Annotated in this window: 13 protein-coding genes; 5 read left to right on the top strand and 8 right to left on the bottom strand. The window is 73.9% G+C overall.

Features of this window, described 5'->3' with window-relative positions; all coding sequences use genetic code 11:
• Positions 1–3,394 precede the first annotated feature (3,394 nt).
• Entirely contained in the window at positions 3,395–4,360 is a 966-nt protein-coding gene (locus ACIRSU_RS13240; RefSeq protein ID WP_403792529.1) for a bifunctional riboflavin kinase/FAD synthetase, read from the top strand.
• 53 nt (positions 4,361–4,413) lie between these two features.
• On the opposite strand, the gene ACIRSU_RS13235 is transcribed toward ACIRSU_RS13240, so the two are convergent.
• The 8 genes from ACIRSU_RS13235 to eccE form a co-directional block, all read right to left on the bottom strand.
• Positions 4,414–5,403 (bottom strand): oligopeptide/dipeptide ABC transporter ATP-binding protein, encoded by a 990-nt coding sequence (locus ACIRSU_RS13235; protein ID WP_403791566.1) that lies wholly within the window; start codon positions 5,401–5,403, stop codon positions 4,414–4,416.
• Positions 5,400–6,425: an ABC transporter ATP-binding protein gene (locus ACIRSU_RS13230; protein WP_403791565.1), complete on the bottom strand. Its 1,026-nt coding sequence runs from the start codon at positions 6,423–6,425 to the stop codon at positions 5,400–5,402. The genes ACIRSU_RS13235 and ACIRSU_RS13230 overlap by 4 nt, the downstream gene beginning before the upstream one ends.
• Positions 6,371–7,315: an ABC transporter permease gene (locus ACIRSU_RS13225; protein WP_403791563.1), complete on the bottom strand. Its 945-nt coding sequence runs from the start codon at positions 7,313–7,315 to the stop codon at positions 6,371–6,373. Before ACIRSU_RS13225 ends, ACIRSU_RS13230 begins: the two co-directional genes overlap by 55 nt.
• The gene (locus ACIRSU_RS13220) at positions 7,312–8,355 is read right to left on the bottom strand and encodes an ABC transporter permease (protein WP_403792527.1); all 1,044 of its coding nucleotides are present in this window, start codon (positions 8,353–8,355) and stop codon (positions 7,312–7,314) included. Before ACIRSU_RS13220 ends, ACIRSU_RS13225 begins: the two co-directional genes overlap by 4 nt.
• Before the next feature lie 78 nt (positions 8,356–8,433).
• Positions 8,434–10,290, bottom strand: a complete 1,857-nt coding sequence (locus ACIRSU_RS13215) for an ABC transporter substrate-binding protein (RefSeq protein ID WP_403792525.1) — start codon at positions 10,288–10,290, stop codon at positions 8,434–8,436.
• Between the two features lie 191 nt (positions 10,291–10,481).
• Positions 10,482–13,892 (bottom strand): SCO5717 family growth-regulating ATPase, encoded by a 3,411-nt coding sequence (locus tag ACIRSU_RS13210; RefSeq protein ID WP_403791561.1) that lies wholly within the window; start codon positions 13,890–13,892, stop codon positions 10,482–10,484.
• Between the two features lie 252 nt (positions 13,893–14,144).
• Entirely contained in the window at positions 14,145–14,957 is an 813-nt protein-coding gene (locus tag ACIRSU_RS13205; protein WP_403792523.1) for a hypothetical protein, read from the bottom strand.
• Between the two features lie 248 nt (positions 14,958–15,205).
• Positions 15,206–16,555: a type VII secretion protein EccE gene (gene eccE / locus ACIRSU_RS13200; RefSeq protein ID WP_403791560.1), complete on the bottom strand. Its 1,350-nt coding sequence runs from the start codon at positions 16,553–16,555 to the stop codon at positions 15,206–15,208.
• A gap of 212 nt (positions 16,556–16,767) precedes the next feature.
• Between eccE and eccB the strand changes: the two genes are divergently transcribed.
• From eccB to ACIRSU_RS13180, 4 genes are all read left to right on the top strand, one after another.
• Complete coding sequence (gene eccB, locus ACIRSU_RS13195; protein ID WP_403791558.1) at positions 16,768–18,315, top strand: type VII secretion protein EccB; 1,548 nt, start codon at positions 16,768–16,770, stop codon at positions 18,313–18,315.
• 56 nt (positions 18,316–18,371) lie between these two features.
• The gene (mycP, locus tag ACIRSU_RS13190) at positions 18,372–19,601 is read left to right on the top strand and encodes a type VII secretion-associated serine protease mycosin (protein WP_403792521.1); all 1,230 of its coding nucleotides are present in this window, start codon (positions 18,372–18,374) and stop codon (positions 19,599–19,601) included.
• A gap of 99 nt (positions 19,602–19,700) precedes the next feature.
• Complete coding sequence (locus tag ACIRSU_RS13185; protein ID WP_403791557.1) at positions 19,701–20,171, top strand: hypothetical protein; 471 nt, start codon at positions 19,701–19,703, stop codon at positions 20,169–20,171.
• Positions 20,172–20,189: 18 nt separating this feature from the next.
• Positions 20,190–21,581, top strand: a complete 1,392-nt coding sequence (locus ACIRSU_RS13180; protein WP_403791555.1) for a hypothetical protein — start codon at positions 20,190–20,192, stop codon at positions 21,579–21,581.
• Positions 21,582–21,589 lie beyond the last annotated feature (8 nt).

The raw sequence follows: 21,589 nt of genomic DNA, 5'->3' as shown, positions 1-21,589 counted from the left end.
CGGCACGCTGCTGACCGGCCACGAGGTCGTCGAAGGCCAGGCCACCCTGCTCCTGCGCGCCCCCGACGGGCGCACCTGCCGGACCGGCCCCCGCGACATCACCCCGCTGCCCGGCACCGGCCTCGCCCTCGTCCGCAGCCAGGGCCTGGGCTGCCGCCCGCTGCCGCTCGCCCAGCGCCGGGATCTCGAACCCGGCGCGTACGTACGGATCTCCGCGCACGGCTGGCGCGAGGCCCGGGTGCTCGGCCCGACCGCCGGGCCCGCGCTCGAACTGGCCATCGGCACCGAGGGCGCCGAAGCCCTCCGCGCCGGCGGCCCGGCCGCCGGCGGCCCTGTCCTCGACCCCGCCACCGGCGCCGTCCTCGCCGTCCTCGGCACCGCCCGCCACGGCAACCACCGCGCCGCCGGCCACGCCCTCCCCATCCCCCCACACGGCCCGTTGGCCCCCCTGCTCCACCACAACGCCTCGGCCGCGCCCTGCTACGGCCAGGACCTGAACCTGGCGGGAGTACTCGAACTGACGGCGACCACGCTCGGTCAGACCGAGGAGTACCCGGACGGGAGACTGGGGGAGTTGGGCGAGGCCCTGGCGGCGGCCTGGACGGCGGAGGCCGGCCCGGCCGGAGGCTTCCCCCGCGGGCGGCACGAGGCCACGGGCACCGTCGGACCCGCCGGGGATCCACCCGGCGGCCCCGACGGGGCCCGGCCGACCACGCTCGGCCCGGCCGAGGGGTTCCGCGATGAGCGGTCCACGGACCCGGACGAACCGCTGGGCGGCGGTCGGACCACGGCGCCCGGTTCGGCCGGGGGATTCGTCGACGGGCGGCCCGGTGGGCTTGGCGAGGGCTCGGACAGAGGTCGGATCACGGTGCCCGGCCCGGATCGCGCCGGGTGTCCCGGGGAGCCGGGCCACGCTCCCGTCACGGCCGTCGTCGGCGTGCCCGGCAGCGGGCGGACCACCGCGCTCGCCACGCTCGCCGCGCGCCGCGCCCGTGGGCCGGTGCCCGCGCCCACGCTGTGGCTGCGCGGGGCCGATCTGCGGGCCGGTGACCGGTGCGTGGCCGATGCCGTGGGGCGGGCGTTGCGGCGGGCCGGGCGGATCGCCGCCGCGTCCGGAGTGCCCGGGGATCCGGCCGGTGTCACGCCCGAGCAGGCCGCCGCACTCGGGCCGCTGCTCGTACTCCTCGACGCGCCCGAGGAGATGCCGCCGTTGCTCGCCCATCGCCTCGCGGCCTGGACCACCGCGACCGAGGAGTGGCTCACCGCCCACGGCGCGCGCATGGTCGTCGCCTGCCGGCCCGAGCACTGGGAGCAGGCGAGCACGCTGTACGGGACCGAGCCGGCCACCGTCCGCCTCGGCGACCTCACCGAGGCGGAGGCCGCGGACGCGCGGCGCCGGCACGGCGTACCCGACGACGGCATCGCCGAGGCGGACGCCCGGCACCCGCTCGCCCTCCGGCTTCTCGGCGAGCTGCGCGCGGCGGCCCGCGGCGACCTGCCGGGCCGGCCCGGGCGCGACGAGATCTTCGCCGCCCACCTCGACCTGATGTGCCTGCGCGTCGCCGTCCGCATCGCCGCCGCCCGCCGTCCCGTGCTGCGCGGCACCGCCGTCCGCCGCCTCGCCGCCCGCGTCTGCGGCCAGGTCCACGAGGCCGCCCGCCGCTGCCTCGGCCCCGGCCAGGGCGAACTCGACCGGGAGTCCTTCGAGGAGCTCTTCCCCTGGGCCACGGGCTGGGCCCCCGCCGTGCTCACCGAATCGCTCCTCGTCCCCGCCGGCCCCGGCTACCGCTTCGCCCACGAGGAGTTCGCCGACTGGCTCCAGGCCGTCCACCTCGACCTCGACCGCGCCCTCCCCACCCTCGTCCACCCGCCGACCCCGCTCCCCGTCCCCCGCCACCGCATCGGACCCGTCCTCCAGGCCCTCCACCACCTGCACCGCGACCACGGCCCGGAGGGCCTGACGCCCCGCCTCGAGTGGCTGGCGGACGCGCTCGCGGCGACCGGGGGAGGGGAGGCGCCGACGGGGCCCGACCGGCCTGCCGCGCCGCGCGGCGGCCCGGAATCCGGCGGCCCGCAATCCGGCCGACCGGAATCCGGCGGCCCGCAATCCGGCGGCCCGGAAGCTCCCGAAGCCGCCGGCGGGCGACAGCAGGCGCCCGAGGGCCGGGCCGGCGCGGTCTCCGAAGGCGCCTGGTGGGCCTCGCGGCTCCTCGCCGGGTTCCTCGACGGGACCGCGGACCCGCGGCCGTATCTGCCGGTGCTGCGCCGGATCGCCGACCGCGTCGGGGCGGTGGGCGCGCTGCCCGGACTCGGCGTCGGGTTCTGGCGGGGACTGAAGGTCGCCGAGGACGAGCGGCTCGATCTGCTGCGACGGCTCGTCGGCGCCGACCCCGTGCCCGACGAGCGCTTCCTCGACCTGGTCGCGGAACGTCTCGTGGCCGACCCGCGCGGGGTGCAGCCGCTGCTGTGCCGCTGGTTCGGCGACGAGCGGGCGCTGGCCGGGGCGCCCGGCGCCACCGTCGGGGCCGCCGCCCAGGCGCTGCTGCACACCCACCGGGCGGCGGCCGTGGACGACCTGTGCGAGGCGCTCGTCACGACCGCGCACCCGCTCGCCGAGGGGCTGCTCAGGGCGCTCGCCGAGGACGAGCCGGCGGCGCTGTGCCGGGCCGTGGACCGGTGGGCGCACGACGACGGGCGGCCCGAGCGCCGGGCGGCGGCAGCGGCGTACGGCGAGCTGGTCGCCCCGTACGCCACCGCCGCCACCGACCGGAGCACCCTGCGCTACGCGGCCCTCGCGCTGCTCGCCCGGCCCGGCGACCGGGCGCTGCACGGGGCCGCGCTCGGCCTCCTCGTACGGGACCCGGACTGCCGGGGGCGGTTCCTGCCGCGCGCGGCCGCCGACCCCGACGTGCCCGTGGCCGCCCTCGCCGCCGCGCTCCCGACCCACCCCGAGCCCGTACTCGACGCCCTGCGCCGCCGGCTCCTCGGCGACGAACCCGCCGCCGTCCTGCGCGTCCTCGCCGAAATCGACACCCCACGCCTCGCCCGCCGCGCCGCCGCCCTCGTCGCCGAGTACGCCGAGGCGCACCCCGAAGGCGCCCCGCTCGTCGCCGCCTTCGTCGACCGGCGGCTGGAGGACGGGCCGGAGGTGCGCTGCGTCCTGCACCCCCTCGTCACCGGCCTGCTGCGCCTCCCCGCGCCCCGCGCCGCCCTCGCCCCCGTGCTCGCCGCCCCCGGAACCGGCGCCTCCCGCTTTATTCGCGGGGAGCTGAGAGACATGGCCAACACCATGCCGATGCCGACGAAGCCGCATGCTCATGGCAGTCTTAGACCAGCGCCGACAGGCGCGGGCGTACACGTGGACATGGGTACAGGCGGACGAGGAGCGGTCACAGTGCAGCGCTGGCGTGGCTTGGAGGACATCCCCGAGGACTGGGGACGCAGCGTCGTCACCATCGGCTCCTACGACGGGGTGCACCGCGGGCACCAGCTGATCATCGGACGGGCCGTCGAGCGCGCCCGCGATCTCGGCGTCCCCTCCGTCGTCGTCACCTTCGACCCGCACCCCTCCGAGGTGGTCCGTCCCGGCAGCCACCCGCCGCTGCTCGCCCCGCACCACCGGCGTGCCGAGCTGATGGCCGAGCTCGGCGTGGACGCGGTCCTGGTCCTGCCGTTCACGGCGGAGTTCTCGCAGCTGTCGCCGGCCGACTTCATCGTGAAGGTCCTCGTCGACAAGCTGCACGCCAAGCGCGTCATCGAGGGCCCCAACTTCCGCTTCGGCCACCGCGCCGCGGGCAACGTCGCGTACCTCGCCGAGCTCGGCGCCACCTACGACTACGAGGTCGAGGTCATCGACCTGCGGGTGACCGGTGCCGCCGGCGGCGGCGAGCCGTTCTCCTCCACCCTCACCCGCCGCCTCGTCGCCGAGGGCGACATGGCGGGCGCGGCCGAGATCCTCGGCCGCCCGCACCGCGTCGAGGGCGTCGTCGTGCGCGGCGCCCAGCGCGGCCGCGAGCTGGGCTTCCCGACGGCCAACGTCGAGACCCTGCCGCACACCGCGATCCCCGCCGACGGCGTCTACGCGGGCTGGCTGACCGCCGCCGGCGAGCGGATGCCCGCCGCGATCTCGGTGGGCACCAACCCGCAGTTCGACGGCACCGAGCGGACCGTGGAGGCGTACGCGATCGACCGCGAGGGCCTGGACCTGTACGGCCTCCACGTCGCCGTCGACTTCCTCGCCTACGTGCGCGGGATGCTCAAGTTCGACACCCTCGACGACCTGCTCGTGGCGATGGCCGACGACGTCAAGAAGTGCCGGGAGCTGACCGCCGCCTACGACGCGGCGCACCCCTCCGCGTAACGCTCACCCGTCACGTACACCTCGCGCACACCGACCCGGCGGCGGTACGGGCCTCAGCCCCGTACCGCCGCTCCGTGCGCCCAGTGACAGGCCACCGCCCGCTCCCCGCCGCCACCGCCGAGCACCGGCAGGTCCTCCGTGCGGCAGCGGTCCGCGACCTCCGCCGCCGTGCCCGAGGCGAGGACCTGGCAGCGGGCGTGGAAGCGGCAGCCGGACGGGATGCGCGCCGGGTCCGGGGGCTCGCCGGTCAGCACCACCGGCTCGCCCCCGGACTCCGGAAGCACCGACAACAGCGCCTGCGTGTACGGGTGCCGAGGGTTCGTCAGTACGTCCTCCACCGGGCCGGTCTCCACGATCCGGCCCAGGTACATGACCGCCACCCGGTCCGCGATGTTCCACGCGAGCCCCAGGTCGTGCGTCACGACCAGCGCCGAGAGGCCCAGTTCGTCGCGCAGCCGCAGCAGCAGCGCCAGGATCTCGCCGCGCACCGACGCGTCGAGCGAGGCCACCGGCTCGTCCGCGACGATCAGTTCCGGCTCCAGGACCAGCGCGCCCGCGATCACCACGCGCTGCCGCTGCCCGCCGGACAGCTCGTGCGGATAGCGCAGGAAGAACCGCTCCGGCGGCCGCAGTCCGGCCCGCGAGAGCGCCTCCGCGACCGCCGCCCGCTCGTCACCCCCGTACCCGTGGATCCGCAGCCCCTCCGCCACCGCGTCGTACACCGTGTGCCGCGGGTTCAGCGAACCGCTCGGGTCCTGGAGCACCAACTGGGCCCGCTTCCGGTACGCCTTGAGCGCCCTGCCCGTGTACGACAGCGGCGCGCCCGCGAACCGCACCGACCCCGCGCCGGGGCGGACCAGGCCGAGCAGCGAGCGGGCCAGCGTCGTCTTGCCGCAGCCCGACTCGCCGACCAGCGCCACGATCTCACCCGCGCCGATGTCCAGGTCCACCCCGTCCACGGCCCGGGCGACCGGGGCGCCCCGCCGCCCGGGGAACTCCACCCGCAGGTCCCGGGCCGAAAGCAGTGGTGCCGAAGCGCTCATGCCGTGCTCCCCACGTGTACGCAGGCCGCCCGGCGCCCCGCGCCCGCGTCCCGCAGTTCCTGGTCCTCCACCGCGCACCGCGCCTCCGCCACCGGACAGCGCGGATGGAAGGTGCACCCGCCCGGCAGGGCCGCCGGGTCCGGCGGATCGCCCGGCAGGCCGCGCGGGGCGCGCCGGGACGCCGGATCGCCGATGCGCGGGAACGCCGAGGACAGCGCCCGCCCGTAGGGGTGCGCGGCCGCCTCGTACACCGCCTTCGCCGGACCCTCCTCGACCACCCGCCCCGCGTACATCACGGCCAGCCGGTCGCAGGTGTCGGCGAGCACCGCCAGATCGTGGCTGATCATCAGCAGACCGATGTCCTCCTGCGCGACCAGCTGCTCGATGAGCCGCAGGATCTGCGCCTGGATCATCACGTCGAGCGCGGTCGTCGGCTCGTCCGCGACGATGAGCCGCGGATCGCAGGCGAGCGCCATCGCGATCATCACGCGCTGCCGCTGCCCGCCGGACAGCTCGTGCGGATACGCCGCCGCCCGCGCGGCCGGCAGGCCCACGTGCTCCAGGAGCTCGCCGACCCGCTTCCGGGCCGCCGCCGGGGTGGCGATGCCGTGCACGAGCAGCGGCTCGGCGATCTGGTCGCCGATCCGGCGCACGGCGTTCAGCGAGTGCATCGCGCCCTGGAAGACGATGGACGCCCCCGCCCAGCGCACCGCCCGCAGCCGGCCCCACTTCATGGCCAGGACGTCCTCGCCGTCGAGCAGGATCTCGCCGGTGAGACGGGCCGAGGCGGGCAGCAGCCGGAGCAGCGCGAGCGCCATCGTCGACTTGCCGCAGCCCGACTCGCCCGCGATCCCGAGCTTCTGCCCGGCGGGAAGGGTGAGGCCGACGCCCCGTACGGCCGGGACGGCGGCCGGCCCGGACCCGTACGTCACGCTCAGGTTCCGTACCTCCAACAGCGGTGGCGTGCTCAACGCCCCACCCCCAGCTTCGGGTTGAGGACGGACTCGACGGCCCGCCCGCACAGCGTGAACGCGAGCGCTACCAGCGCGATGGCGATCCCGGGCGGGGCCAGGTACCACCAGTGCCCCGACGAGACCGCGCCCGCCTCGCGCGCGTCCTGGAGCATCCCGCCCCAGGAGACCACGGCCGGGTCGCCGAGCCCCAGGAAGGCGAGCGTCGCCTCGGTGAGGATGGCCGTCGAGATGCCCAGCGTGGTCTGCGCGAGCACCAGCGGCATCACGTTCGGCAGCACGTGCCGGGCCATGACGTGCCCGTGCCCGCCGCCCAGGGCCGTGGCCCGCTCGATGTACGGGCGGGACTCGACCGCGATCGTCTGCGCGCGCACCAGGCGGGCGGTCGTCGGCCAGCTGGTCACCCCGATCGCCAGGATCACCGTCCACATCGAGCGGGACATCACCGTCGCGAGCACGATCGCCAGGACCAGCGTCGGCATCACCAGGAACCAGTCGGTGATCCGCATGACGACCGTGGCGAACCAGCCGCCGTAGTGCCCGGCGAGGATCCCGACGAGCGTGCCGATGGCGACCGAGAGCGCCGCCGCAAGCAGCCCCACGAGCAGCGAGATCCGCGCGCCCCAGACCAGCAGCCCGAGCAGCGGACGTCCGAACTGGTCGGTGCCCAGCGGGAATTCGGCGCTCGGCGACTCCAGGGCGGTGCCCGGCGCGTGGGTCACCGACTGCACGTCGGCGCCGACGAGCAGCGGCGCGGCCAGCGCGATCAGGCCGATGACGGCGAGCCCGGCCAGGCCCCAGAGCCCGGCGCGGTGGGTGCGGTACTGCTTCCAGAAGCGGGCGACGCTGCCGCGCCGGCGTTGCCAGGCCAGAGAGGTGGTGGTTGAGGAGGCGGGAGGGGGCGTGGGAGAAGGCGTGGGAGAGGTCGTCGGAGAGGTCATCGGCCCACCCGGGGGTCGAGCAGCGGATAGAGGAGGTCGGCGACCAGGTTCATCACGATCATCGCGCCGGCGAACACCACGAACAGGCCCTGCACGAGCGGCAGATCGGGCACGCTCAGCGCCTGGTAGAACAGCCCGCCGAGGCCCGGCCAGGAGAACACCGTCTCCACCAGGATCGAACCGGCCGCCACATGGCCGAGGTTGATGAAGACCATGGTGACGGTGGGCAGCAGCGCGTTCGGCACGGCGTGCCGGCGCCGCACCGCGTCGTCGCGCAGCCCCTTCGCCCGGGCGGTGGTCAGATAGTCGCCGCCCATCTCGTCGAGCAGCGAGGAGCGCATGACGAGCAGCGTCTGCGCGTACCCGACCGCGACCAGCGTGAGCACCGGCAGCACCATGTGGTGAGCGACGTCGAGCACGTACGCGAAGCCGGTCTGCCCGGTGCCGGACTCCATGCCGCCGGTCGGGAACAGCCCCGGGACCGGCCCCATGCCGACCGAGAACACGATGATGAGCAGCAGCCCGAGCCAGAACGACGGCACCGACCACAGGGTCAGCGCCACGCCCGTGTTCACCCGGTCGCCGAGGCTGCCGTGCCGCCAGGCGGAGCGGGTGCCCAGCCACAGGCCGAGCGCCGAGTAGAGGACGACGGCCGTGCCGGTGAGCAGCAGCGTCGCCGGCAGCTTCTGCGCGATGAGGTCGCCGACCGGCGCGCGGAACTGGAAGGAGGTGCCGAGGTCGCCGGTCAGCGCCTTGCCGCAGTAGTCGGTGAACTGCTGCCACAGCGGCAGGTCGAGCCCGAACTGGTGGCGCAGGGTCGCCAGCTGCTCGGCCGTCGTGGGCATGCCGTGGGTCATCGTCTTCACCGGGTCGCCCGGGATGATCCGGAACAGGAAGAAGCTGGTGACCAGGACGGCGAGCAGCGAGACGGCCGCGCCGGCGGCCTTCGTCGCCGCGTGGCGGAGATACGGCAGGGCGGCGGCGGTACGGCTGCGGGGGGCGCCGCCCTCGGTGGCCCGGGCCGCGTCGGCCGGGACCACCGAGGAGGCGGGCGTGCCCGCGCTGTGCGTGCTCGCGCCGGGCGTGCCTGCGCTGGGTGTGCTTGCGCTGGTCACTGGCTACTCGCGGTCGTCGGCGGTGGAGCGGCGGCGCATCATCAGGAAGATCCCGGCGCCGACGACGACCACGACCGCCGCGCCGATCCCGATGACCGCGCCGGTGGACGAGCCGCCGGACGCCGCGTCGTCGGACGCCTGCGCGGCCGGCACCGCCGACCACCAGCTCCAGTAGCCGTCCTGGCCGTAGAGGTTGCCGCCGGCCTCGGGCATGGTGGTGATGGAGCGGATCTGGTCGGTGCGGTACGCCTCCAGGGCGTTCGGGTACGCCATCACGTTCATGTACCCGGTGTCGTAGAGCCGCGACTGCATCTGCTTGACCAGGTCGGTGCGCTTGGCGGCGTCGTACTCGACGGCCTGCCGCGCGTAGAGCGCGTCGAAGGCCGGGTCGCAGATGAAGTTGTCGGTGGCGCCGGTGTCCTTCGGCGTCGCGGGCAGCGTGCCGCAGGTGTGGATGGACAGCACGTAGTCCGGGTCGGGGTTGACCGACCAGCCGTCGAAGGCGAGGTCGTAGTCGCCCTTCACCCACGGGTCGGAGACGCTGTCCAGACACTCGACCTTCAGCCCGATGCCGAGCCTGCCCCACCACTCCTGCAGGTACTTGCCGACCGCCTTGTCGTTCGGGTCGGTGGCGTGGCACAGGATGCGGAACTCCAGCGGCCTGCCGTCCTTGCCGAGCCGCTTGCCGTCGCCGTTCTTGCGGTATCCGGCCGCGTCCAGGACCTGCTCGGCCTTCGCGGGGTCGTACGAGCGCTTCTGCGCGTCGGCCGGCTGCCAGAAGTACGAGGCGAAGCGCGGCGGGATGTAGCCCTGGCCCTCGACGGCGTGGCCCTGGAACACCTTGTCGACCAGCGTCGCCCGGTCCACGGCCAGGAACAGCGCCTTGCGCACCTCCGGGTCGAGCAGCGCCTTGTTGCCGTTGCCGAAGGTCTTCCCGTCCTTGGCACGGGCGCCCGGGTTGGTGGCGAGCGCGTAGAAGCGGCGGCCCGGGGCGTCGTTGACCTTGATGTTCCGCTGCGTCTTCAGGGCGGCGGCCTGGGCGGGCGTCAGGTTCGGTACGAAGGACACCTCGCCCTTCTGCAGCGCGGCCACGGCCGCGTCCCCGTCCTTGTAGTACTTGAAGACCAGCTCGTCGAACTTGGGTGCACCGCGCCAGAACCGCTTGTTCGGCTTCAGCTTGATGTACTGGTCGACCTTGAAGTCCGTGATGACGAACGGGCCGTTGCCGACGATCGGGAACTGCTGGTCGTTGTTGAACTTGGAGAAGTCGGAGACCTTCTCCCACACGTGCTTCGGCACGATCGGCACGTCGAGCGCCGTCATGGTCGCCTGCGGCTGCTTCAGCTCGATGACCAGGGTCTGCGGGTCGGGCGCGGAGACCTTCTTGAAGTTGGCCGTGAAGCTGCCGTTGGCGGTGGCCGCGTTCGGGTCGGTCATCATCTTGTCGAAGGTCCAGGCCGCGTCCTCGGCGGTGGCCTGCTGCCCGTCGGACCAGTACGAGTCCTTGCGGATGGTGTACGTCCAGGTGAGCTTGTCCGGCGAGGACTTCCAGGCGGTGGCCAGGCCCGGGACCGGGTGCGCGTCCTTCGCGTCGTAGTTGGTCAGGTACTCGTAGGCCAGCCGGTGGATGCTGGTGGAGACGAGCTTCTGGGCCAGGAACGGCGAGAGCGAGTCGACGCTCTGCGAGACGGCGACGGTGAGGGTGGAACCGGAGTCCGCCTTGCCGTCCTCGGCCTGCGCCGTCCCCGGGACGGCGGCCAGGGAGGCGGCGGTGAGCCCGGCGGCGACGAGGAGGCGGAGGGGGCGGAGGGAACGTAGGGGGCGGGCTGCTCTGGAGCGGGGTGGAACCTTCGTGACCATGACCATGGGACGTGACCTCACGTAGGAGTTGTGCCGTGGATCTTGGGCTGACGACGGACGAAGCGAAGGTGTATCAGCGGTGATCTCCCGTCGTCAACGATGCATCAAACCCCTTGTGGACTGCGTGAATGCCACGAGACCCCGTACCGGAACACCGGTACGGGGTCTCATTGGTCTCATCCTGTGACGCCCTACTGCTGAGGGGCTGGCGGCGCCTGCGGAGGCTGCGGGGCGGCCGGAGGCTGCTGCCAGCCCTGCGGCACGGGCGGCTGGCCCGGCTGCGCCCCGTACATCTGCCCGGGCGCGGGCTGCGCTCCGTACGGCTGTCCCGGCGCGGGCTGCGGCGGGTAGGGCTGGCCGGGCGCGGGCTGCGGCGGGTAGGGCTGGCCGGGCACCGACTGGCCGGGTGCGGGCTGCGCTCCGTACGGCTGCTGCTGGTCCGGATACGGCTGGCCGGGATACGGCTGGCCCTGGTACGGCTGCGGCTGGCCCGGCATGGGCGGGGCCATGTGCGGCGGCATCCCGCCCTGCCCGTCCGCGGCGGTCCACAGGCCCTGCGCCTGCTGTGCCCGTACGAAGTCCTCGGCCACCATCGCCGAGAGGTTGAAGTACGCCTCCCGGGTCTTCGGCCGCATCATGTCGAGGTCGACCTCGGCGCCCGCCGCCAGGTGCTCGTCGAACGGCACGACGACCACACCGCGGCAGCGCGTCTGGAAGTGCTGCACGATGTCGTCGACCTTGATCATCTTTCCGGTCTCACGGACCCCGGAGATGACCGTGATCGACCGCTGCACCAGCTCCGCGTACCCGTGCGCCGACAGCCAGTCCAGCGTCGTCGACGCGCTGGACGCGCCGTCGACGGACGGCGTCGAGATGATGATCAGCTGATCGGCAAGGTCGAGCACCCCGCGCATGGCGCTGTAGAGCAGGCCGGTTCCGGAGTCCGTCAGGATGATCGGGTACTGCTTGCCCAGGACGTCGATCGCCCGCCGGTAGTCCTCGTCGTTGAACGTCGTCGACACGGCCGGGTCCACGTCGTTGGCGATGATCTCCAGACCGGAGGGCGCCTGCGAGGTGAACCGGCGGATGTCCATGTACGAGTTCAGGTACGGGATCGCCTGCACGAGGTCGCGGATCGTCGCCCCGGTCTCGCGCCGCACCCGGCGGCCCAGCGTGCCGGCGTCCGGGTTCGCGTCGATCGCCAGGATCTTGTCCTGCCGCTCGGTCGCGAGGGTCGACCCGAGCGCGGTCGTGGTCGTCGTCTTGCCGACGCCGCCCTTGAGCGAGATCACCGCGATCCGGTAGCAGGAGAGCACCGGCGTCCGGATCAGCTCCAGCTTCCGCTGCCGCTCCGCCTCCTCCCGCTTGCCGCCGAGCTTGAAGCGCGCGGCGGAGCCGGGGTTGCGGGACGACTTCGCCTTCTGCTTGGTGTTGCGGAGCAGCCGGTCCGACGACAGCTCGACCGCCGCGTTGTACCCGAGCGGCGCGCCGGGCACGGACCGCTCGCGCTGATCGTGCGTCACGGCGGTGGGCCACGCGGCACCGGTACGGGGGTCGACGGGCGCGGGGGGCTGGGGCTGCTGAGGGAAGCCGTAGCCGGCCTGGGGAGCCGAGGGCGGGGTGGGCTGGCCGTAGCCGGCCTCCGGGGCCTGCGGCGGCTGGGGCTGGTGGGGCTGCTGACCGGGCTGGGCAGCCGAGGCGGGCTGGGCGGGCTGTCCCGGGTGCGGGAAGCCGTAGCCGCCCTGCGGGGCGGCCGGAGGCTGTGCCTGCTGCGGGAAGCCGTAACCCTGGGGCTGCGGCTGGGACGGCTGGGGCTCCTGGGGCGGGAGCGGCGGCTGACCGGGGTGCGGGAAGCCGTATCCGCCCTGGGGGGCCGGGGGCTGGGGCTGGGACTGCTGGCCGGGCTGGTGCGGGAAGCCGTAACCGGCCTGGGGTGCCGGGGGCTGGGGCTGGTGGCCGGGCTGGGCAACCGGGGCGGGTTGAGCGGGCTGTCCCGGGTGCGGGAAGCCGTAACCGCCCTGCGGTGCCTGCTGCGGTACGGGTCCGGGCGGCGCCGGCCACGAGGCGGCGGCGGGCATCGGCCCGGCCGCCGGCGGCACCGGCTGCTCACCGGGCGCGCCCTGCGCGGGCCACTGCGGCGCGCCCGCGGGCGTCGCCGGCTGGAACGACGGCGGGAGCGGCGGCAGCGCACCGCCCTGACCGGGCATCGGCCCGGGCGCGGCGGGCGGCAGCCCGCCGGGGACGGCGTCCTGCGGGGCGGAGGCGGGCGCGGGGACGGAAGCCGGGTTGCCTGCGGGTGCCGGGAATCCGGGGACGGCGTCCGCGCCGACGGGGGCGGCCGGGTCCGAACCCGGCGTGGCCTCGGAGCCGGCGAGAGGTGCGTCGTCGTCGCCGCTCGCGGGCGCGTCGCCCTCCGGAGCGGTCTGCGCGGCCGCGTCGTCGGAGGCGGCGGCGGTGTCCACACCGCCGGTGTCGAGCGGGGCCGGGGAGCTGTCCCCGGTCGCCGCGCTCGCCGCCTCGTCATCGGCGCCGGTCGTCGCGGAGGAGGCTGCAACGCCCGCCTCGCCTGCCTCGACGGAGGTACCGACGGGCGTCTTCACCTCGGAGGCCGAGTCGTCGTCGGCCTCCGGCTCGGTACCGCCCACGCCCGGGGCCGAGCCCGCGGGGGCCTCGGCAACCGGCGCCTCCGCCGTCTCCAGCGCCGAGGCCGTGTCGACGTGCTCCTCGGACGCGAGGGAAGTCTCAACGGCCTCCGGCGCGGCGGAAGCACCGTCGGCCGCAAGCCCGGTGCCGGCACCGGCCTCCGGCGCGGCGGCGTCACTCACGGAACGTACGGAACTCACGGAACTCACGGACGGCTCAGCCGGAACCTCCGCGTCGGCAGAACCCTCCGGCGCGGCGGCGGCCGCCCGCACGTCATCGTCGTTCGCCTGAGGCGGCGCAGTGGGTTCCGTCGCGCCGACGAAGCCCTCCGGGAGCGCACCCGGCAGCGGGCCCGCCGTGCCGACGGGCGCCCCGGCGGTGGCGGACCACCCACCGGCCTCAGGCGTGGAAGTCACAGCCGCCGCGGCACCCGGGTCCGTACCAGCAGCCGTGCCCGCAGCAGAGCCCGCAGCAGTGCCCGCGTCCGTGCCCGGCACCGGGGCCGCAGGCCCCGCCGCCGGAGCGCCGGCCGCTGCCGCCGCGTCCCGCTCCGCGAACTCCCGCTTCAGCGCCGCCGGAGAGAACCGCATCGTCGCGCCGCTCTCCACGTCCCCGCCGCCGAACGGCTCGGCCGCGGGCGCCACCGGTGCCGCAGTCACGGCCGGAGGAGCAGGGGCCGACGGAACAGGAGCCGGCGGAACGGACGCCGGCGGAAGGGAGGCCGCCGGAGCGGCGGGCGGCGACGCCCAGGCGCCGGGGACGGCGAGGGGTGCGCCGCTGGGCGGGGGAGGGGTGGGCGCGGAGCCCGTACCGCCGCCGCCGGCCGCGTTCTGCGTGTACCAGGCCGGAGGGGTGTAGTCGATGGTGAACTCACCCGTCATCTCGGCGGGATCTGCGTCGGACTGATCGTCGACGGGAGGATTCCAACCCCCCTGGACCTCGTCCCGATCGCGGTTCACTTTGCCTCCTGGTGTGGTCGCGCACCCGTGTGCAGTCGTGGGCGGGCACATCCCACCCTAAACGCCAACCGCGCCCCCCGGGCAGGGCCGACAGCCCACCACAGCGTCACATCCGGTCCTCAAGTGACCTGCGGGTACCGGACAGTGAACCGCCCGGTGATCCAAATGCGCTCAATGTGTCTAAAACCGGGCAGATTTGGCAACCGAGCCAAGCCCGCCTTCAGTCCTTCAGTGCTTCAGTCCCTCGATGCCTCAGTCCATCCGGCGGGCGCCGCCGAGCAGCCCCGTCTCGGCGTCCGTCGCCTGGGTCATCACGAACTGACGGTCGCCCGGCGTGCACCACAGCGTCACGCCGTCCGCCAGCGTGGACAGCGCCTCCCACTCCGCGCGCTGCAGGCCCATGATGCGGCCGATCTGCGCCGCCTCGTCGGGGGAGACCCGCTGGACGCCGACGAGCGAGGACTTCTCGAGCAGCCGCGGAGCCACCGGGCTCAGATACGGCAGGAGCGTCAGGACCGACTGCCACGGCCCGGACACCACGCGCCCGCGCGGCGGCCGCATGCCGCAGTCGCGGATGACGACCACGGGACTGCCCGCGGACGCGCCCTGCGGCGGCACCCGGCCCACGTCGTGCAGGGTGACGCAGGGCTGGCCGCCGCCGGCCGCCTGGGCAAGGGCCGTCCAGGCGGGCGCGCGCCCGGTCTCCACGGCGACGCGGGCACCGGTGGCCGCCGCGCGCAGCGCGAGGACCTGCGCGGTCCAGAGGCCGCCGATGAGCGTGACGTCGTACGGGCTCGGCTGGTTGATGCCGAGCACGGCCGGTCGGCCCTCGGCGTCCACGCCGATGACCATGCCGTCGTCGCCCACCGGCAGGGCCAGCGCGTCGAGTTGGTCGACCGGGACGGAGTGGCGGTCCCGGCGCGGCCCGATGAGCCCGAAGCCGAACCGGGCCTTCGTGCCCCGTCCCGTACGAGCCGCTGCGCCACCCTGCCCGCCCCGGCCGCCGGCGCGCCGCCCGCCGCCCCGCCGGGCACGCGTACCGCCCGCCGGTCCGTTGCCGGCCATGCCGGCGGCCGGCACCGCCACGGGCACTCCACCGGCCACGGGAGCCCCGCCTTGCACGGCTGCTCCGCCCGCCATCGGCGCACTGCCCTGCATCGGCAATCCGCCTGCCACCGGCATCCCACCCGGCACCGGCCCCTGCGCCCCGCCGGGCACAGGCACCCCACCCCCAGCAGGCATGGGCACTCCACCCCCGCCGGGCACCGCGCCTCCCGCCACCGGCCCCGCGCCTCCCGTCACCGGCATCGTCATCAGCGCGCACCCCCCAGCGGCAGCGTCGCCAGCATGCCCGGGACCTGTTCGCGGTCGAGCCGCACCAGACCCGTCTTCACGCCGCGCGCCACCCGCTCCAGTTCGTGCCGCGCGGTCACGAGCTCCTCGTCGCTGCGCCCGGTGATCCGTACGTGTCCGGTGACCGTCACCTCCTGGCGGTCACCCCCGCTCAGCGTCAGGCTGAACGTCGTCGCGAGCGCCGGCAGCGACGTCAGCAGCGCCACCAGCTGCGGCATCGACGCGCCCGCGCCGCCCGCGGTGCCCAACTGGGGCCAGCGGCCCACCCAGTACGTCGTGTGGCGCCGGTCGTCGACCCGCCAGGTGCGCGCGGTCTCCTGCGTGCGCCGGCCCGGGGCGTGGCCGCGGCCCGCCTGCGCTATCGCCATGGGGCTGGCGCAGGTGGACGTGGCGAGGGCCGCGGTCAGCTCCTGCTCGCTCAGCACGACGGCCCGGAAACCGGCCCCGGCGAGCCGGCTCGTCAACTGGTCCGCCGCCCGTACGAGGCACTTCTGCACGCCCTTCAGACCACCGCCACGCGCCTCGACCGCCTCCCGGCACAGCTCCGGGTCCAGCTTGAGCGCGACCCAGGTGACGCGGAGCGCGGGCGAACCCGTCTGCGCCTGCAGCGGCCCGTAGTTGCGCGCGGCCATCGACTGCGCGGGCAGGTGCGGCGCGGGCGCGGGCTGGGTGTGCTGCACGATCTGCGCGGACTCCAGGCGGATGCCGTCGACTTCGAGCACGTCCCGGACGAGCCCGACCGGCAGCGGTCGCGCCCCGCGGTCGGGGCGCAGTGCCGAACCCTCGGACTCGACCCGTACCACCGCCGTCAGGAAGGTGCCGTCGCCGATCATCCCGATCGGCCGCCGCTCACGGTCGCTGTACGTGTACGTGCGCAGCGCCGGGTCGCACTCCACGACCGGGGCGAGCCCCGGCTCCGTGCCCTCCGGCACGGTGAAGGAGGCGGCGCGGCGGGTACGGGCGCGCAGCGCGAGGAAGGTGGAGAGCCACTCGGGCAGCGAACGCCGGTGCCGGCGCACCACCGCGAGCAGGACGAGCACCGCCGCGACGACGCCGGCGGGCACCAGGAGCAGCTTGTCGACGACCGCGGCGACGAACAGCAACGCGGCCGCCACCTCGATCAGTACGAGCTGTTGCAATCGGAACGCACCGAAGTGTCCGGGGCGTGCCTGCAGCCTCGGTGAGACCGAGGACGAAACCGAGGACGGGACCGCGGAGGAAGCGCTCGAACCAGGCCCCGAGGGCGGGTTCGCGGAGGGTGCGGAAGGGGGCGCGGCCGCTCTGGGCCGCGTCCGCGTCGCGGAAGCCATGATGGAGAATCCCCCTCAATTCGTCCCGATCACCGTGCCCCACCGGCCCTTTGGCAGGCCTCTGGCGGTCGGATCACCCTACCCGCCCCACGAACGCGGGCGAACAGCAGGCATAGTAGGGGGCCGGTCCGACAGCCGGGGCCCGGGCGCCATGCTCCCCGGGCTGCCGTGGACTGCCGCGCGAAGACCGCGCCTGACGAAAATGGGGACTCATGGCATCACGGCGGGACGAGCTCAACGCGTACACCTTTGCGAAGAAGCGCACGGTGGCGGCATTCCTCCAACCCTCGCCCACGGGCACGGAGGAGGGCGCGCCCAGGCCGCTGCGCGCGGTCGTCCCGGGCCTCGTCATCGGCGCGCTCGTGATCGCCGGGTTCGGCGCCTGGGGCATGTTCCGGCCCACCGCGCCCAAGGGCTGGGACAAGCCCGGCACCAACGTGATCATCGGCAAGCAGTCCACCACCCGCTACGTCGTCCTCACCACCGGCAAGGGCAAGGACAAGAAGACCCTGCTCCACCCGGTGCTCAACCTGGCCTCCGCCCGGCTCCTGCTGAACCCCGACGACTTCCACGTCGTCCAGGTCGACGACGCCGAACTCGACAAGGGCAAGCCGCCGCGCGGCCCCATCCTCGGCATCCCGTACGCCCCCGACCGCCTCCCCGGCGACACCGACGCCGGCACCGCGAAGCGCTGGGCCGTGTGCGAGCAGCCGGGCGGCGGCAACGGCGGCAGCGTGCAGAAGGCCACCTTCCTCTTCGCGCAGCGCGACACCGACCGCATCGAGAACAAGAGCAAGCTGAAGCCGGGTCAGATCCTGTACGTGCAGGGGCAGACGGGGAAGACGCAGTACCTGGTCGACGACACCGGAACCAAGTACCGCGTCAACGAGCAGGCCAAGAACCTCACCACCGCCCTGTTCGGCGTCAATCGCGAGCCGCAGCAGGTCACCGACGACTGGCTGGCGACCCTCAAGACGGGTGACCCCGTCGACTACCCCCTGATCCCCGGTCAGGTGGGCGCCGACGCGGGCGTCGACGGCGGGCTGAAGCCCGAGCAGGACCGGGTCGGCATGGTGCTCCGCGCCTCGACGGGCTCCGGAATGCAGCACTACGTCGTTCTCCAGGGCAAGGTGCAGCCGGTCTCCGACTTCACCGCCTGGCTGATCATCAACTCCCCGCAGACCAACAGCCTGGACATGGCCGGCGAGGCACCCGCGGTCGACCTGGTCTCGCTCACCCCCGACTCGCAGGAGTTCGGCGGCGGCCTGAAGTGGCCCAAGGCGAAGTCCACCCAGGTCAACTCGGTGGGCGACGCCGGCTCCCGCGACACCATCTGCTCCGTCCTGGAGAGCGTGGACTCCAAGGGCCGTACGACGCTGTCCACCTGGGCCGGCGCCAAGTACCCCGCCGAGATCACCGCCGGCGGCACCAGCACGTACGTCACCCCCGGCACCGGCCTGCTCTACACCCAGTTCCAGGGCGGCGGCAAGCAGGCCCGCCCCGACGGCTCGCTCTTCCTCGTCACCGACACCGGACTGCGCTACGCCGTCCAGGCCAACGGCGACAGCGACAAGAACCGCTCCGATATCGGCGCCCCCGACCAGCAGCAGAACGACGGGCGCCCGGAACCCAGCGACGCCCAGAAGCGCCTCGGATACGAACGGGTCACCCCCGTGCTCGTACCGCTCGAATGGTCGGAGTTCCTGTCCAAGGGCCCGCGCCTGGACACCAACAGCGCGCGCCAGCCGCAGGGTTCGTGAGGGGCGTGACGCTGGTGAGGACGTACCGAGGGCTCTCCCTGCTCGCGGCGACGGCGATGGCGGGCCTGCTGGCCGCGGCCCCGGCGGCGTACGCCGACACGGACCCGGACCAGCCGGTGGACATAAACGGCAGCGGCGAGTGCACCTTCCCGATGAAGAAGCAGATCGAGGGCACGCCCTGGGCGCTCCAGCGGGTGCTCCTCGACGAGTTGTGGCAGGACACCAAGGGCAAGGGCGTCCGGGTCGCGGTCATCGACACCGGCGTCGACGACGTCAACCCGCAGCTCACGCACGCCGTCGACGCCAAGGCCGGCAAGGACTACCTCCAGCCCGACAAGAAGAACCCCGGACCCGGCGACGACAAGCGCGGCAAGACCGACGGCACGGTCGACGAGGTCGGCCACGGCACCAAGGTCGCCGGCATCATCGCCGCCCGCCCCCGCAAGGGCACCGGATTCGTCGGCCTGGCGCCCGAGGCCACGATCATCCCGATCCGGCAGAACGACGAGAAGAACAGCGGCAAGTCCGACACCATGGCGCTGGCCATCGACTACGCGGTGAGCAAGGGCGCCCAGGTCATCAACATCTCCCAGGACACGACGCAGCCGCTGAGCCCTGAGTCGAAGTTGGGTCAGGCGGTGGCCCGAGCGATTCGCGCCAACGTGGTCGTGGTCGCCTCCGCGGGCAACGACGGCATGGACGGCAAACTCAAGAACACCTACCCCGCGGCCTTCCCGGGCGTCCTCGCCGTCGCCTCCTCCGATCGCAACAACGAACGCGCCGCCTTCTCCCAGTCCGGCACCTTCGTCGGAGTCGCCGCACCCGGTGTCGACATGGTCTCCACCGTGCCGGGCGGCGGCCAGTGCGTCGACAACGGTACGAGCTTCTCCGCCCCGTACGTGTCCGGAGTGGCGGCCCTGCTGCGCGCCAAGTACCCGAAGTGGAAGCCCGCGCAGATCGTCACCCGGATCGAGCAGACCGCCATCCGCTCCGTCAACGGCCATGACAACCACGTGGGTTGGGGCGTCGTCGACCCCGTCCGTGCCCTCGCCGACGGCCCGGAGCCCCCGCTCACCGGCCCCACCCCGGACCCGGGCCCCTCAAAGGCCCCGGCCCCCGAACCGGCCCACATCTCCCTGGCGGAGACCCCGCAGGAGCGCACGGAGCGCCTCGCCACGTACGCCCTGGGGATCGGCGCCGTACTGGTCGCCGTGGTGGCAGGCACGGCCACGGTGATGCGCGACAGCAGGCGGCGGCGCGGGACGGTGCGGCGAGCCGGCGAATGAGTACGAGTACCTAGGTGACTTTGCAGTTGGAACTGTCGTACCAGGTGGTTAGAGTAGGCGAGTTCGTACGCGTGACGAGCGGGACGAGGGGGAACTGACGTGGCAGGGCCGAACGGGGACGGCGGCAAGCAGAACGGCCTGGAAGTCGGAGACGTGACGCTCCTGACCTTCCAGTCGCGCATGCAGAAGCTGGTCGAGGATCTGAAGGGTTCACCGGCCGAACACACGAAGATCGGCGAGCAGAAGGTCACGCCGGACTCGTACGGCACGGGCTTCAGCGCGGCGACCGAGCTGCACGGGGCGTACGACAAGGTGCGCACGCGGCTCGAAGAACTGACGAAGATCTTCGGCGAGACGATCGAGGCGATGGGGATCCGCGCGCAGATCGCCGACAAGGGCTACGCGGGCGTGGACGCAGACGAGCGGCATCGCTTCGCGGAGATCCAGAAGCGCACCGAGGACGACTACAAGAAGCACAACGGCGACGCCGGACAGGGCGGCGCGGCCAAGCCCGGCCAGCCGGCGCCGAAGCCGACGACCGACACCGGTGACTCCGGCGGATTCAGCTAAGCGGGGGAGTGCAGCACGATGTCTGGAGAGTTCGAGGGCAAGTCCCTGGACGCCTTGTACGCGATGATCGCGTCCGCCAAGCCGGAGGACGTCACGGGCGCGGGCGAGGCGCTCGCGGCCGCCGTGCCGAAGATCCTCGACATCGCCGCGGACCTTCGTCACTACATCTCCCGCGTGAAGTGGGAGGGCGAGGGAGCCGAGGCGTTCCGCACCTGGGGCGCCGGCATGGTGTCCGAGACGCTGGTCCTCGGCGACTTCACCAAGGTCGTCTCCGAGGAGATGAAGCGCGCGGGCAGCGCCCTGACCGAGGCGAAGGCGGCGCTGCCGAAGCCGGCGGGCATGTGCTTCGCGGACCCGGAGAAGGAGAAGGCCCGGATCGAGGCGGAGACGGGCCCGAAGCTCCGGGAGGCGGTGAGCGCGATGGAGCGGCTGTCGTCGTATTACGACGCGACGAGCACGCGGATCGCGGCGGAGCGGCAGCCGGAGTTCAAGCCGATGACGCCCGGTGACGTCTTCATTGGGGAGCGCGAATACGGCACGGGGAGCGGCGGCAGCACTGGCTCTGGCACGAATACGGGCACGGGCGCGGGCACCGCTACGACGGACCATGCGTCTCTTCGGCGCGCTGACGTGACAACCCCGAGCGGTACAGTGCGGCAGATCCAGGACCCGGTATCGCTGCCTCCGACTTCACCGACGAGGCCGCCGCTGCCCGAGGTGAACACGAACCTCGACTCGACGACCCTCGTCCCGGACGCCCCGACGCGTCCCCCGGTACAACCGCCCACCGTGCAGCCGCCCACGGCACCGCCGGTGACGACGGTCGGCCCGCCGCCGGTCCCGCTGCCGCCGGTGACTCCGCCGACCGGCCCTCAGGTCGGCCGTGGCCTGCCTCGTACGGCCATGCCGGGCCTGCCGGGCCCGACAGGACGCGCCGGACTCCAGACGCCCGGCCCGCTGGGCAGCGGCCCCCGGACCGCCGAGGGGATCGTCGGCGGCCGTCAGGTGCCGTCGACCCGGCCGGGGGTTGGTGGCATGCGGCCGCCCCGGATGTCGATGGGCACGGTCATCGGCGAGGAGCAGCGGTCTTCCACTCCGTACGGCCGTGGCGCCGCGGGCATGCACGGTCCTGGCGGCGGTATGCACGGGCCCTCCGGCGTGTCCGGTGGGTCCTCTGGCCGCCGCCTGGCGATGGAGCAGGGTGGAACCGTAGGAACGCCCTCCGCGTCCCGAGGAGTTGGGCGCTCGGCGTTCACTCCGGGGGGAACGGGGCTCGTTCGCCCGTCCGCATCGACCGGACAGGACCACGAGACTGAGCGCACGTCCGGCCACCGCCCCGACTACCTGTCCGAAGACGAGGAGACGTGGACCGCGGGTCAGCGCCGGATCGTCCCGCCCGTCATCGACTAGGAGTTATG

Origin of the sequence: Streptomyces sp. NPDC101160 (assembly GCF_044768205.1) — a bacterium.
Classification (GTDB): domain Bacteria; phylum Actinomycetota; class Actinomycetes; order Streptomycetales; family Streptomycetaceae; genus Streptomyces.
This window is presented reverse-complemented; position numbering and strand designations above follow the sequence as displayed.

Bases quoted from the DNA above. Each gene is read 5' to 3' on its own strand.
- ACIRSU_RS13235 (WP_403791566.1), bottom strand. From the start codon at position 5,403: ATGAGCGCTTCGGCACCACTGCTTTCGGCCCGGGACCTGCGGGTGGAG.
- ACIRSU_RS13225 (WP_403791563.1), bottom strand. From the start codon at position 7,315: ATGACCTCTCCGACGACCTCTCCCACGCCTTCTCCCACGCCCCCTCCC.
- ACIRSU_RS13215 (WP_403792525.1), bottom strand. From the start codon at position 10,290: ATGGTCACGAAGGTTCCACCCCGCTCCAGAGCAGCCCGCCCCCTACGT.
- ACIRSU_RS13205 (WP_403792523.1), bottom strand. From the start codon at position 14,957: ATGGCCGGCAACGGACCGGCGGGCGGTACGCGTGCCCGGCGGGGCGGC.
- eccE (WP_403791560.1), bottom strand. From the start codon at position 16,555: ATGGCTTCCGCGACGCGGACGCGGCCCAGAGCGGCCGCGCCCCCTTCC.
- eccB (WP_403791558.1), top strand. From the start codon at position 16,768: ATGGCATCACGGCGGGACGAGCTCAACGCGTACACCTTTGCGAAGAAG.
- mycP (WP_403792521.1), top strand. From the start codon at position 18,372: ATGGCGGGCCTGCTGGCCGCGGCCCCGGCGGCGTACGCCGACACGGAC.
- ACIRSU_RS13180 (WP_403791555.1), top strand. From the start codon at position 20,190: ATGTCTGGAGAGTTCGAGGGCAAGTCCCTGGACGCCTTGTACGCGATG.